The organism is Lampropedia cohaerens (genome assembly GCF_001005215.1).
Taxonomy (GTDB): Bacteria; Pseudomonadota; Gammaproteobacteria; order Burkholderiales; family Burkholderiaceae_C; genus Lampropedia; species Lampropedia cohaerens.
Window position 1 is genome coordinate 37,848 of sequence record NZ_LBNQ01000016.1, and the last position, 12,527, is coordinate 50,374.

The following is a 12,527-nucleotide window of genomic DNA, read 5'->3' on the forward strand; positions in this document are numbered from 1 at the left end:
CCATGCCCGTCAACCTGAGTGCCCCCCAAGCTTCCGATCTACTGCCCATCTCCGGCGTCCGCATTGCCGCTACCGAGGCCGGCATCCGCAAGGCCGGGCGCAAGGACCTCACGGCTTTCGTTTTGGCCGAGGGCAGCAGCGTGGCAGGCGTCTTTACCCAGAACCGCTACTGCGCCGCACCGGTGCAGGTCTGCCGCGAGCACCTGACCGCAGGCCATGACATCCGCGCACTCGTCATCAACACCGGCAACGCCAATGCCGGCACGGGCGCGCCGGGACTTGCCGCCGCACGCGCCACGGCGGCCACGGCAGCACAGCTGCTGGGGGTAGCACCTCAGCAGGTGCTGCCTTTCTCAACCGGTGTCATCATGGAGCCACTGCCTTTCGAGGCGCGCATCAAGCCCGCACTTCCCGCGTTAATGGCACAAGCTGAACAGGCCGAGGCGGCCACGGGGCAGGCGTGGCTGGACGCTGCACACGGCATCATGACCACCGACACCGTTGCCAAGGCCGCCAGCGCCAGGGCGGTGGTGGATGGCAGGACGGTTCACGTGACCGGCATCAGCAAGGGCGCAGGCATGATCCGTCCCAACATGGCGACGATGCTGGGCTTCATCGCCACCGATGCCGCCATCGCTCCCGCGCTGCTGCAGGACATGGTGCAGCGGCTGGCCGACGAATCGTTCAACCGCATCACCGTCGATGGCGACACCTCCACCAACGACTCTTTCGTACTGATGGCCACCCATCACGCGGGCAACACGCCCGTGCAGGCGCTCGACCATGCAGATGGCCAGGCGCTGTACGCGGCGCTGCGCAGCGTGGCGCAGCAGTTGGCGCACGCCATCGTGCGCGATGGCGAGGGTGCAACCAAGTTCATTACCGTGCACATTACGGGCGGCAAGACCAAGGCCGAATGCGCGCAGGTGGCGTATGCCATTGCCCACTCGCCGCTGGTGAAAACCGCCTTTTTTGCCAGCGACCCCAATCTGGGCCGCATCCTTGCCGCCGTGGGTTACGCAGGCATTGCCGACCTCGACCAGAACCGCATCGCGCTGTATCTGGGCGATGTGCACGTCGTTCAGGATGGGGGGCGCCGCCCGGAGTATCGCGAGGAAGATGGCCAGCGCGTCATGCAGCAAAGCGACATCACCATCCGCGTCGACCTGGGCCGCGGTGCGGCCGAAGACACGGTATGGACCTGTGACCTCAGCCACGACTACGTCACCATCAATGCTGACTATCGATCCTGATTCGGCAACTTGCGCGCGTCAGAGATCTACTGTCTGAATACACCATGAACGCACAGTTTGCCCAGCTTCTTCTCAAAGCAGAACGCCTGATTGACCGGCTCGACGCCATTTTGCCGCGTCCACTGGCCGCGCCGAATGACTGGGGCAGTGCCATCGCCTGGCGCTACCGTCGCCAGGCCAGCGGCACGGGCGTGCTGGAGCCTGTGCGTCACATCGCGTCGATCGCATTCGACGATCTGATCGAGATCAACGACCAGAAGCAGCGACTGTTTGCCAACACCCAGCAGTTCATGGTGGGGCGACCCGCCAACAATGTGCTGCTGACCGGCGCGCGCGGCACCGGCAAGTCTTCGCTGATTCGCGCCTGCCTGCACCACTTTGCCCCGCAGGGTCTGCGCCTGATCGAGGTGGACAAGGAAGATCTGGTCGACCTGCCCGACATCGTTGCCGTCATTGCGGATGCGCCCTGGCGCTTCATCATCTACAGCGATGATCTCAGCTTCGATGAGGGAGAGAAAGGCTACAAGGCGCTCAAGTCCATTCTCGACGGCTCCATGGCATCCGCCTCCGCCAATGTACTGGTGTATGCCACCAGCAACCGCCGCCACCTGTTGCCGGAAACCATGGCGGAAAACCTGAGCTACCAGCACACCCCTGATGGTGAGGTACACCCCGGCGAGGTGGTGGAGGAAAAAATTTCCCTCTCCGAGCGCTTTGGTTTGTGGATCAGCTTCTACCCCTTCAACCAGGACGAGTACCTGGCCATCGCCGAGCAATGGCTACTCAACCTGGGCTGCCCCGCCAAACATCTGAGGCAGGCGCGGCAGGAAGCACTGGTCTGGGCGCTCGAACGCGGCTCGCGCAGTGGCCGCGTGGCGTATCAGTTCGCGCGCGATTACGTTGGAAAACTGGGCAGGGCCCAAGCGCTGGCGACAGCGTCCCGCAAGAGCCGCACTGCGCCCCAATCAGATGCCGCAGCAAGGCGCACCGCTAGAGGCGGCGCGGCAGCGCCCAAACCGAAAAAAACCCGCAAAGGTCGCGCATGAGCAACGCGGCACCTCCAACCCAGCCACAACCGGGCAAACGCGTGGAAGTTGCAGTCGGCATCCTGCTGCGCGGCAGCCAGTTCCTGCTCGGCACCCGTCCTGCCGGCAAGCCCTATGCCGGCTACTGGGAGTTTCCCGGCGGCAAGATCGAACCTGGCGAGACCGTGGCCCAGGCGTTGCTGCGCGAGTTTGACGAAGAACTGGGCGTGGCCATCGATCCCGCCTCCGTGGAAATCTGGCGCACCACCGAACACGATTACGAGCATGCCCAGGTTCGCCTGCACTGGTGCAAGGTGCGCCGCTGGCAGGGCGAGTTCCAGATGCGCGAAGGCCAGCAGGTGGCCTGGCAGCGCTTGCCAACCACCGTCTCTCCCATTCTTCCGGGTGCGTACCCGGTGCTCGACGCGCTCGCCCAGGAATGCCTGAACGACGCCAGCACAAACAGCCGCGCATAGTGCCGGCAACCTGCTTCCTGCGAGCCCCCGCAAGAGCCCGATCCACACCATGGTGCGCTTCCCGGCCCGAGCTCCTGAAACACCACGCAAGGCTGGCACGCGTCCATGGCTGATATGGCTGGCTTGGATGGCCGCCATTGCGGTGCTGTACCTGCTGATGGTGCAGCTGCTCGCTCCTGCCAAGGCCACATTTTCCGCCAGTGACGGCGGCACCCTGCACGTGCCACGCCATCGCGATGGCCACTTCTACATCGACGGCGCCGTCAACGGCGTGCCTGTGCAGTTCATGGTCGACACTGGCGCCAGCATAGTCTCGGTCAGTGACGCCGTGGCCCACGCCGCCGCACTCCACGGTGGCCGGCGCGCCGTCTTCTCGACCGCGTCCGGCCCACGCGAAGGCCGCATCGTCGTGGCCGACAGCGTTGCACTGGGCGGTTTCACGCTGCGCGGCATCGAAGTCGGCACCGGTCTTGCCATTGGCAACGATGCCCAGGCCTTGCTGGGCCAAAATGTCCTGCGCCACTTCCATGTCACCATGGATGGCAGCACCATGGTGCTGCGACCGCGCTAAGAACCTGTTTACGGCTGCAACAGCGTGCAGCGTGCCGCTTCGATGACCGCGCGGGTCAGCCGCTGCGAGGTGGGTGGCTCGTATTCCCAGTGGTGCCAATAGAGGGCGACATCCAGAAACGCGCCGTCGATCACGTCCACCAACTCTGGCTGGTGATTACAGCGCAGCGCCAGCTGCGGCTCGCTGACCATGCCCCAGCCCCAGCCGCGTTCGATGGCCCTCTCGTACGCCTCGGTAGAGGGCACGAAATGGCGCGGATAGTCGATCGGGCGGCTGCCGAACTGCTGGCGCAGAAATGCATCCTGCAGCCCGTCCTTGCGGTTGAAGATGATCGCGGGCAACTGCGCCAGCCGCCCGCGCGTGACCTTGCCCGCATTGCCGCGCAGAAGCGCCACATTGGCCGCGCTGGCCACGCAGCGATAGCGGGCCCGGCCCAGCGGCACCGCCACGCAGCCGCGCAGTGGCCGTGACAGGGCCGTCACACAGCCGCTCACCTCGCCGGCCTTGAGCAGCGCCAGCGTGTGATCCTGATCTTCCATGATGATGTCCAGGAGGATGCGATACCTCTGCAAGGTCGCCTCGACGGCGGGCATGAACCAGCTGCTGAGTGAATCGCCGTTGACGGCCACCACAAGACTGCGCCACTGCGCCGGCTGCGCCTCGCTGGCCTGCAGGTCGGCCAGCAAGTCAGCCTCCATGGCCTTCACGCGCATCAGATGCGCCAGCAATGCCTGGCCAGCGCGGGTGAGCACCACCTGCTTGCCGCGGATCAGCAGCGCCTGACCCAGTCGGGTCTCCAGCGCGCGGATACGCATCGACACCGCCGCCAGCGTCAGCGACAGGGACTGCGCCGCGGCAGAAAAGCTGCGCAGCCGCGCCACCGCGAGAAAGGCCTGCGCCTGTTTTTCATCCATTTGGACCTGCCATTCAGTTCAATATTTTTTGAGTGAAGAAAATTCTATTGAAAAGATTTTGATAAAAGCGCAACCATTTCGACACTGGCGCAGTGCACAAGAACCGTTGACCCGCCGCTGACGCACTGCACTGCCCGGCCAAGGCCTTGGGCTCAGCCTGCGCAGGACGCTCCAGCAGAGCGACCACCTTTCTGAACTGACGACCATGCTGCCCGTCTTCTACTCCGGAATGCTGCTGAGCCTCTCGCTCGTTGTTGCCATTGGCCCGCAGAATGCGCATCTGCTGCGCATGGCGATGACGCGTCAGCACGTCTTGCTCACCGTCGTGCTGTGCACCATGGCAGACGCTGCACTGATTTTCGTGGCGGTGTACGGCCTGTCCGAGCTTGGTACGCTGCCGCGCTGGATACACCAGCTGCTGCTGGCAACCGGCGTGGCATTTCTGACAGTGTACGGATGGGCCGCAGCGCGGCGCTGTGTGCGTGGCCTTCAGTGGATGCGCCACCACCAGGCTTGCGCTCATGACGACGACGATGACTGCACCAACAGCGCGAACGCTGTGCGGCTCAGCCGTCGCCAGGCCGCTGCAGCGGCACTGGGCTTTTCCGTGCTCAACCCGCATGCGTGGTTGGATACGGCCGTGCTCATCGGCGCAGCCGCCGTCGCACAAGGGCAGTCGGCGCCGCTGTTCGGCTGGGGTGCGGCCACCGGATCGGCACTGTGGTTCACGCTGTTTGGCGCGCTGGCCTGCTGGCTCGGCCGCAGACTGGCCACGCCGTCGCTATGGATCTGGATCGACGGCCTGGTCGCCGCAACGATGGGACTGCTGGCCATCGCACTGACTGGCCAACTGCTTCGGATGTAGGGCAGCGCCCTTCACATGACGGCAGTACGCCAGCCTCCTCTTACGCACTGTCATGCTGGCGTCACGAGCGTGCGCTCTAATGGCTGCCGTTTCAAGCTCCGTCATGAAGTTGCGGGCGTAACAGCTTGAAAAATCGAGGCACTTGGCGCTGCCGCGCAAGTCAATGGCAGCACATCCACAACGGAAAGGCCACCATGCAACGCAAGCCTGTCAATCGCTTTACCTTTGACGCCCACAGCGTGCTGCTTTTCTCTGCGCTGGCGCTCAGCGGCCCGCTATCTGCCAGCCCAAGCCATGCGCAACGCATGGCCCAGGCCAGCGCCACGACGCACAGCGCCGCACCTTCCCAATCGGCGCGCCCCGCCCTTCCCACGGTACTGGCCGAACGCAGCCACGATGGCAGTGACAAGGAGCGCACGGCCGATTAAACGGTCAAGGCCACCCTGGTACCAATGTTAATGCGTGCCATTCTCACTTATCGCGTAAGATACTGATCGTGACGGCACTGCAGATGGTCTGATCCCACTCGCACTCACGCCGCCACTCCGTCGCCAAGACAGCGAAGGCGCATCGCGCGCGAGTAGCCATTGCGGCTCATCAACTGTTGAGAGACCTGCTTGGGCACGTCACAACGCTGCGCGCCAATAGCCGAGCCTGCTGGCGCACAGCGCACTTGCCTGACAGGGCCGACCATGCTGCGATCCACATCACCATGGAGCCCACCAACCACCGCCGTCGCAGGCAAGACTGCGACATCCGTCCACGCTGGGGCCAGCTACGCTTCCAGGATCTTGGCGACGACGAGGCATTTCTGGTGTGGGCCTACCGCTGCTGGCAACGCGGCCAACCCCTCTATGCCGAAAGGCATGCGCTGAGCGCCCTGCTGCACGATGAGCGCCTGACGATTCTGCTGGCCGAGTTGCGCGCCCTGTTCGCCGCCTTTGGCGTGGACGCTGCGATGCATCCGGGCCTGCACCACATGCCGTTGCTGACCTGGCGTGAAGAGTTGCTGCTGGCGATGCTGTCCGATATACCTGAGACCGTTGGGGTGCATTGCGATCCGAAGGCCATGCGCTGCCGCGCGGCGCTCAGCGTACATCAGGCCCAGGTTCGCCATCCACGCCACATTCCCCTCCGCGGTGCCTGCCTGCAGCCGCTGACCGGCGGTCCTTGCGGGTTCACCAGCGCCTGGGACCGACCATGATGCAACGACCGCGGCGTGCGGCTGTCATGGGCTGAGCACCATGCCCGCACGCTCCCTCTCCATCAACGGTCAGATCGTGAGCGGATCGACATCCACCAGCCAGCGCAACAGGCCCTTGGGCGCGTTGGCGCGCGCCTGCTGCAGCAGCGGATGCAAGGCGGCCAGATAGGCCTGCAAGGCCTTGCGCGACGTGCTCTCCAGCAGCAGCTGCGCGCGCTCGGCATTGGCCACGCGCTGCACCGGCAGCGGCACGGGGGCATACACCGTAACCCACCGGGCGGCGGGCCATTGCGCCGCGCGCGCAGCATCAGCCACCTGCCGCAAGAAGGCCTGCGCCGCCTGCTGCGTGCGCGCGTCGGCGCGCAGCATGGCCTGGTACGTGTAGGGTGGCAGACCCGCCTGCCGGCGCTCCTGTAACTGCACTGCGGCAAATCCTGGGTAGTCCTGACGCGCCAGGGCGGCGTACAGGGGATGCTGCGGTTCATGGGTCTGCACCCACAGCTGCGCCTGCTCCCCCCCTTGCTGCATGTAGGCAGCATCCCGCCCGGCGCGCCCCGCCGCCTGCATCAGCAATGCAAACAGACGTTCCGGCGCGCGAAAGTCACTGGCGTACAGCGCGCCATCAGGCTGTACGGCCGCAACCAGCCCGATGCGGCGAAAGTCATGTCCCTTGGCGATCATCTGCGTGCCGACGACGATGTCCACATCGCCGCGATGCACTTGTGCAAGATGCGCTTCCAGCGCGCCCTTGTGGCGGGTCGAGTCAGCATCGATGCGCAGCACCTGCGCAAGCCTGCCGTCACGCAAGGCCAGCGTGCCGAGCTGCTCCTGCAACAACTCCTGCAGCTGTTCGGTCCCTCGCCCCAGCGGCGCCAGATCGGTGCTGCCACACTTGGGACAATGGCGCGGGATAGGGGTGCCCCAGCCACAGTGGTGGCAGCGCAGGCTGCGCTCGGCCTTGTGCACCACCTGGTGCGCGGAGCAATGGGGGCAATCGCTTTTCCAGCCACAGGCGCCGCAGCGCAGCACTGGTGCATAGCCACGCCGGTTGAGCAGTACCATGCACTGCTCGCCCGCCTCGATGCGCGCACGCATGGCAGCCAGCAGCGGCGCTGCCAGCACGGTATCGCGTGGGTGGTTGCGCATGTCCACGATGCGCAGCGCCGCCAGACTGCCGCCGCCAACGCGCTCGGGCATGGTCACGCGCCGGTAGCCTCCACCGGCTTCCTCGGCGGTCGCCGGTCGACTGTTGTACCAGCTCTCCAGCGACGGCGTGGCCGAGCCGAGCACCACCGGAACGCCCAACTGCCGCCCGCGCCAGACGGCCAGATCACGGGCGTGGTAGCGCGGCCCATCCTGCTGTTTGTAGCTCGCGTCATGCTCCTCGTCCACCACGATGAGCGCCAGACGGGCAAAGCTGGCCAGCACCGCCATGCGCGTGCCCAGCACCAGCCGCTTGCGCCCCTGATGTACCGCCAGCCATTCATTGAGCCGTTGCACCGGTGTCAGGCCGCTGTGCAGCACGGCTACGCCGTCGGCCCCCACCCAGGGCGCAAAGCGCTCCAGCAGCAGGGCCTGCCACTGTGGCGTCAGATTGATTTCGGGCACGAGAAAGAGAATCTGGGCGTCGTCTGAAGCCTGCAGCACCTGCTCGGCCAGTTGCAGAAACACCTCCGTCTTGCCGCTGCCCGTCACGCCGTGCAGCAGCGTGGTCGCGGCGCCGGCACTTTGCAGCGCCTGCAACGCCGCTTGCTGTTGCGCGGTCAATACTGGCTTGCGCAGGGCCGCACGGCAAGGCGCGCCCACCGGCGCGCTGACGCAGGCTTGGCCCTGCTGGGCCTGCGCGGGGCGGCGACCAGCCCTTGCCTTGGGCACGGCCAGCACTTTGGCCACCCGCTTGGCCCACTGCGTCGCCGTCTGGTCCTGCAAGGCGCTTGGCAGCGCCGTCATTGCCACCTCGCCCAGCGCACGCTGGTAGTAGCGCGCCGCAAAGTCGATCAGCGCCAGCCAGTCGGCACGCAGCGGCACCGTGGCATCCAGCACCTCACTGACCGGTTTGACCGCCTCCTCATCAAGGCCCGCCGCGGTGGCTTGCTGCTCCGCCCATACCACCCCCAGCACCTGCCGATGGCCCAACGGTACGCGCACCAGCGTGCCGGGCACGAGCTGCTGCGTGTGACGATAGGTCAGCAGCTGGCCAATCGCGCTGTGAAATGGCACATCAACCGCCACCGACGCGAGAAAGCCACTCATGTGCGCCCCCCGCCTGCGCCCGGCCATCGCACACCCTGTGGATAACTTTGTGAATAGAACAGGAAAATTTGCATTTGGCTGCGCTGATTCTGTGTTATAGAAACGCGCGTCGTTCCCAGGTTCAGCATAGAATTGTTTGCAAATCAATCACTTACAGATATTTCCCCGATGCCGGCATGCTGGTGTGACGACCGCGCGACCGGTGTGGGCAACACGGTGCAGTGCACCACCTGGTGCACCGCCCCATTTAGGCGCAAAAGCGAGAGTGGCTCACGCAAAATCGAGCAAATGATTGATTTTCCATGGATTTCTGCAATCACCCCCAAAAACTGTGGATAACCTTGTGGAAAAGCATGTGTCAAATCCTGCTGATGACTGAAAAATCAATCACTTGGTTACGTTGCCACCGTTTTAGGCACAGGCCGAAATCCATAAATATCAACGACTTATAGGTAAATTTTCAAAAATGCGGCGGAGCATTCCATGATGGCCCGCCAGGCCTTGACGGCGCTGCACCACGGCCTTTCATTGTGCATAACACAGGCACCGTAGCCCGGACTGCACAAAGTGGTGCATGCGTCTCCCACAAGGTACCGCGCGCAGGTACTCTCAGCGCATGCGGCGCGACAGCGTGTGCACCGCCTCCACGAAGGCGGCGACATGCTCCGGCGGCGTGTGTTGGCTGATGCCATGCCCCAGATTGAAGATGTGCGTTGGCCCGCAACGGTTGGGATCGGCATGCGGCGCGCCAAAATCATCCAGCACGCGCTGCACCTCACGGGCAATCGTCTGGGGCGGCGCGAACAGCACATTGGGATCAAGATTGCCCTGTAGTGCCTTGCCCCGCCCGCCGACCTGCCCCCCCACCAGCGCACGCGCACGCGCGAGGCTGGCCGTCCAGTCCAACCCCAGCACTTCGCAGTCGAGCGCATCCATGGCGTCCAGCCAGAGCGCGCCACCTTTGGTGAACACCAGGCGCGGCACGTCCGTGCCATCAACGCCCTGGCGTTTGAGCTGGCGCAGCACACGCTGGGTGTAGGCCAGGCTGAAATCCACAAAATGGCTATCGGCCAGCACACCGCCCCAGCTGTCGAAGACCATCACGGCCTGCGCTCCGGCATCGATCTGTGCATTCAGGTAGGTGGCCACCGCGTCCGCATTGATTGCCAGCAGCCGGTGCATCAGATCCGGGCGAGCGTACATCAGTGTCTTGACCTTGCGGTAGTCCGAACTACTGCCCCCCTCGACCATGTAGCACGCGAGCGTCCACGGACTGCCCGAGAAGCCGATCAGCGGCACTCTGCCTGCCAGTGCGTGGCGAATGGAGGTCACAGCATCGAACACATAGCGCAGCCGGTCCATGTCCGGCACGGCCAATTGGCCAATGCTCACCTCGTCTGCCGTCGTGCGCGCAAAGCGCGGCCCCTCGCCTTCAATGAAGTGCAGGCCGAGGCCCATCGCATCCGGTACGGTCAGGATGTCGGAGAACAGGATCGCGGCATCAAGTGGATAGCGCTCAAGCGGCTGCAGGGTCACTTCGGTGGCGTAATCGACGTTGGTCGCCAGTCCCATGAAGCTGCCGGCCTTGGCACGCGTGGCGCGGTATTCAGGCAGATAACGCCCGGCCTGGCGCATCATCCACAGTGGCGTGTACGCGGTGGCCTGGCGCCGGCAGGCACGCAAAAAGGTGTCGTTGAGCAGAGTTGGAAATGGCATGGTGCGATTGTCGCCGCGAATGATCGCCCCGGCCAGCGCAAGCTAGATTGGTCGCACACGCCTGCTACCGCGACGCATATAAAAAAAGCTATTACAAGAATCGCTTCATTCGATTTCAATCATTGGGACAGACCCTCTACACTGTCCTGCAACGCAGGCAAGGGGCCTGCAGGTTTCCACCTCACAAGGAGAATGCCCATGAAAGCAATGGTCTACCACGGTGCCGGAGACATCCGGTTTGAAGAGCGCGCCCGCCCCACATTGCTTGCGCCCACCGATGCCATCGTCCGCATGACCAAGACCACCATCTGTGGCACGGACCTGGGCATCTGGAAAGGCAAGAACCCCGAGATCGAAACCACCGCCAAGGCCAGGACCGGCAGCTTTGATGGCCGCATCCTCGGGCACGAAGGCATTGGCATCGTGGAAGAAGTCGGCAGCGCAGTGACCAACTTCAAGAAAGGCGACAAGGTCATCATCTCGTGCGTCAGCCGCTGCGGCACCTGCGAGAACTGTCAGAAACAGCTGTATGCCCATTGCCGCAACGGCGGCGGCTGGATCCTCGGCTACATGATCGATGGCACCCAGGCGGAATACGTGCGCACGCCCTATGCGGACAACTCGCTGTACCTCCTTCCCGAGGGCCTGAATGAGGATGTCGCCGTGCTGCTTTCGGACGCATTGCCCACCGCCCACGAGATCGGCGTGCAGTACGGCAATGTCAAACCCGGCGACACCATCGCCATCGTCGGTGCCGGCCCGGTCGGCATGGGCTGTCTGCTGACTGCGCAGCTCTACAGCCCCAGCGACATCATCGTCGTCGACATGGATGACAATCGCCTGGCCATGGCCCGCGAGTTGGGTGCCACACACACCGTCAATTCCGGCAAGGAAGATGCCGTCGCGCGCATCCTGTCGATCACACAGGAGCGCGGTGTTGACTGCGCGATGGAAGCCGTGGGGCTGGAGGCGACCTGGGACATCTGCCAGCAGATCGTCAAGGAGGGCGGCCATCTGGCCAACGTGGGGGTGCATGGCACACCGGTGCGCTTCTCGCTGGAGAAGCTCTGGATCAAGAACCTTACCATCACCACCGGCCTAGTCAATGCCAACACCACGGCGATGCTGATGAAGACCTGCTGCTCGGGCAAGCTGCCCATGGATAAGCTGGCTACGCACCACTTCAAGTTCGACGAACTCGAAAAAGCCTATGACGTGTTCAAGCACGCCGCTGACGAGAAGGCGATGAAGGTTATCGTGGACCTTTAACCGCCGCCCGAGTCCCGCTGTGGGCCATTGTCACCCGCACGCGGGCGAGAGCGGTCCCGCTCAAAGCCAGGCCCCCAACAAATCGTACAGACCGGGAACGCTGGCCAGGGCCAGCAACAGCCCGGCGATGACCAGCAGGCGATCACGGCGCTTTTCTTCCCGCGCCCGCTGCTGCTGCAATGCCTGGGCACGTTTTTCCTCGTCGAGCGCGAAGATATAGTGGGCGCTTTCGACCTGCTTGAATAGCTCGTCGCTGGCGGCATGGATGCCAAGTGCCTCGTCGATGCGCACCCACGCTTCACACGTTGCCGCATTGCTCAGCCTGACCGGCTGATGGAAAAAGCTGCGCGCCTGAAACAACGCCACCTTCTTGTACAGATCGCGCAGCTCCTGCTCGCCTTTGCCAAGCGTCAGCGCCTCGGACAGGCGATCGCCCAACGTCTCCATCGTCAACAGGTAGGCATAGGCCAGCACGTGCAGCAGCACATGCCGCTCGAACTGCGCCAGCCGATCGTGCTTGCTGATGTACTGGGCACCGCGCCCATCCACATGGCCCCAGTGCGTGCTGGCCTCATAGAGATCGCAGCTGCCGACCGACTTCGAACCGCGCACCAGCACCGATGTGGCACGGCAGGCCCGCTCAAGCGCTTGCGCATCCACCGCTTCCGGCTCTGCTGCCTGCTGCAGATAGGCATAGGCAAGTGTGCTGATGGGCCAACGTCCGCGGTACTTAACCGGCTTCGACTCAGGCGCTTCTTCCTGCGTGAACTGCACGAAGAAGCACTGCGCGTAGTCGGATTCAACGAAAAACCGCAGCCACCAACCATCGCGGTTTTCGCACAGCTGCATCTGCTCGCGCAGCACCTTGCGAAATACCTGCACATCCTTGCCATCGATCGTCAGCGCATTGCACGCTTTCGGCAGCGCTTCGTCACCGAACGAATAGATACGGGCCACCACGTACGCCAAAGCTGTTCCTCC

Annotated in this window: 12 protein-coding genes; 8 read left to right on the forward strand and 4 right to left on the reverse strand. The window is 64.0% G+C overall.

Annotated features, from left to right (window positions below; genetic code table 11):
- The first annotated feature begins 2 nt into the window (after window positions 1-2).
- From argJ to AAV94_RS03895, 4 genes are all read left to right on the forward strand, one after another.
- Window positions 3-1,253, forward strand: a complete 1,251-nt coding sequence (argJ, locus tag AAV94_RS03880) for a bifunctional glutamate N-acetyltransferase/amino-acid acetyltransferase ArgJ (RefSeq protein WP_046741019.1) — start codon at window positions 3-5, stop codon at window positions 1,251-1,253.
- A 44-nt stretch (window positions 1,254-1,297) separates the two neighbouring features.
- On the forward strand, window positions 1,298-2,299 hold the full coding sequence (locus AAV94_RS03885; protein ID WP_084824723.1) for an ATP-binding protein: 1,002 nt from the start codon (window positions 1,298-1,300) through the stop codon (window positions 2,297-2,299).
- Window positions 2,296-2,754 (forward strand): NUDIX domain-containing protein, encoded by a 459-nt coding sequence (locus AAV94_RS03890; RefSeq protein ID WP_046741020.1) that lies wholly within the window; start codon window positions 2,296-2,298, stop codon window positions 2,752-2,754. Before AAV94_RS03885 ends, AAV94_RS03890 begins: the two co-directional genes overlap by 4 nt.
- 127 nt (window positions 2,755-2,881) lie before the next feature.
- Window positions 2,882-3,325: a retropepsin-like aspartic protease family protein gene (locus AAV94_RS03895; RefSeq protein ID WP_197408000.1), complete on the forward strand. Its 444-nt coding sequence runs from the start codon at window positions 2,882-2,884 to the stop codon at window positions 3,323-3,325.
- 8 nt (window positions 3,326-3,333) lie between these two features.
- On the opposite strand, the gene argP is transcribed toward AAV94_RS03895, so the two are convergent.
- Entirely contained in the window at window positions 3,334-4,239 is a 906-nt protein-coding gene (argP, locus tag AAV94_RS03900) for an HTH-type transcriptional regulator ArgP (RefSeq protein WP_046741022.1), read from the reverse strand.
- Window positions 4,240-4,444: 205 nt separating this feature from the next.
- Between argP and AAV94_RS03905 the strand changes: the two genes are divergently transcribed.
- The 3 genes from AAV94_RS03905 to AAV94_RS03915 all read left to right on the forward strand — a co-directional run bounded on the left by AAV94_RS03905 (window position 4,445) and on the right by AAV94_RS03915 (window position 6,308).
- The gene (locus AAV94_RS03905; protein ID WP_046741023.1) at window positions 4,445-5,104 is read left to right on the forward strand and encodes a LysE/ArgO family amino acid transporter; all 660 of its coding nucleotides are present in this window, start codon (window positions 4,445-4,447) and stop codon (window positions 5,102-5,104) included.
- Window positions 5,105-5,298: 194 nt separating this feature from the next.
- Entirely contained in the window at window positions 5,299-5,532 is a 234-nt protein-coding gene (locus AAV94_RS03910) for a hypothetical protein (RefSeq protein WP_156454335.1), read from the forward strand.
- A 284-nt stretch (window positions 5,533-5,816) separates the two neighbouring features.
- Entirely contained in the window at window positions 5,817-6,308 is a 492-nt protein-coding gene (locus tag AAV94_RS03915; RefSeq protein WP_156454336.1) for a hypothetical protein, read from the forward strand.
- 69 nt (window positions 6,309-6,377) lie between these two features.
- Here the strand turns inward: AAV94_RS03915 and priA are convergent, their stop codons facing one another.
- Window positions 6,378-8,561, reverse strand: coding sequence for a replication restart helicase PriA (gene priA / locus AAV94_RS03920; RefSeq protein WP_046741046.1), 2,184 nt, complete (start codon window positions 8,559-8,561; stop codon window positions 6,378-6,380).
- Window positions 8,562-9,170: 609 nt separating this feature from the next.
- The gene (hemE, locus tag AAV94_RS03925; RefSeq protein ID WP_046741026.1) at window positions 9,171-10,277 is read right to left on the reverse strand and encodes a uroporphyrinogen decarboxylase; all 1,107 of its coding nucleotides are present in this window, start codon (window positions 10,275-10,277) and stop codon (window positions 9,171-9,173) included.
- A gap of 198 nt (window positions 10,278-10,475) precedes the next feature.
- Here hemE and AAV94_RS03930 point away from each other — a divergent pair, with 198 nt between their 5' ends.
- Window positions 10,476-11,546 carry a zinc-dependent alcohol dehydrogenase family protein gene (locus AAV94_RS03930; protein WP_197408001.1) on the forward strand — a complete coding sequence of 357 codons (1,071 nt, stop codon included), beginning with the start codon at window positions 10,476-10,478 and terminating at the stop codon, window positions 11,544-11,546.
- Window positions 11,547-11,606: 60 nt separating this feature from the next.
- Here the strand turns inward: AAV94_RS03930 and AAV94_RS03935 are convergent, their stop codons facing one another.
- Window positions 11,607-12,515 (reverse strand): hypothetical protein, encoded by a 909-nt coding sequence (locus tag AAV94_RS03935; protein WP_156454337.1) that lies wholly within the window; start codon window positions 12,513-12,515, stop codon window positions 11,607-11,609.
- Window positions 12,516-12,527 lie beyond the last annotated feature (12 nt).

Excerpts from the sequence above, each read along its gene's own strand:
- argJ (WP_046741019.1), top strand. The coding sequence starts at position 3 with ATGCCCGTCAACCTGAGTGCCCCCCAAGCTTCCGATCTACTGCCCATC.
- AAV94_RS03885 (WP_084824723.1), top strand. The coding sequence starts at position 1,298 with ATGAACGCACAGTTTGCCCAGCTTCTTCTCAAAGCAGAACGCCTGATT.
- AAV94_RS03890 (WP_046741020.1), top strand. The coding sequence starts at position 2,296 with ATGAGCAACGCGGCACCTCCAACCCAGCCACAACCGGGCAAACGCGTG.
- AAV94_RS03895 (WP_197408000.1), top strand. The coding sequence starts at position 2,882 with ATGGCCGCCATTGCGGTGCTGTACCTGCTGATGGTGCAGCTGCTCGCT.
- argP (WP_046741022.1), bottom strand. The coding sequence starts at position 4,239 with ATGGATGAAAAACAGGCGCAGGCCTTTCTCGCGGTGGCGCGGCTGCGC.
- AAV94_RS03905 (WP_046741023.1), top strand. The coding sequence starts at position 4,445 with ATGCTGCCCGTCTTCTACTCCGGAATGCTGCTGAGCCTCTCGCTCGTT.
- AAV94_RS03910 (WP_156454335.1), top strand. The coding sequence starts at position 5,299 with ATGCAACGCAAGCCTGTCAATCGCTTTACCTTTGACGCCCACAGCGTG.
- AAV94_RS03915 (WP_156454336.1), top strand. The coding sequence starts at position 5,817 with ATGGAGCCCACCAACCACCGCCGTCGCAGGCAAGACTGCGACATCCGT.
- priA (WP_046741046.1), bottom strand. The coding sequence starts at position 8,561 with ATGAGTGGCTTTCTCGCGTCGGTGGCGGTTGATGTGCCATTTCACAGC.
- hemE (WP_046741026.1), bottom strand. The coding sequence starts at position 10,277 with ATGCCATTTCCAACTCTGCTCAACGACACCTTTTTGCGTGCCTGCCGG.
- AAV94_RS03930 (WP_197408001.1), top strand. The coding sequence starts at position 10,476 with ATGAAAGCAATGGTCTACCACGGTGCCGGAGACATCCGGTTTGAAGAG.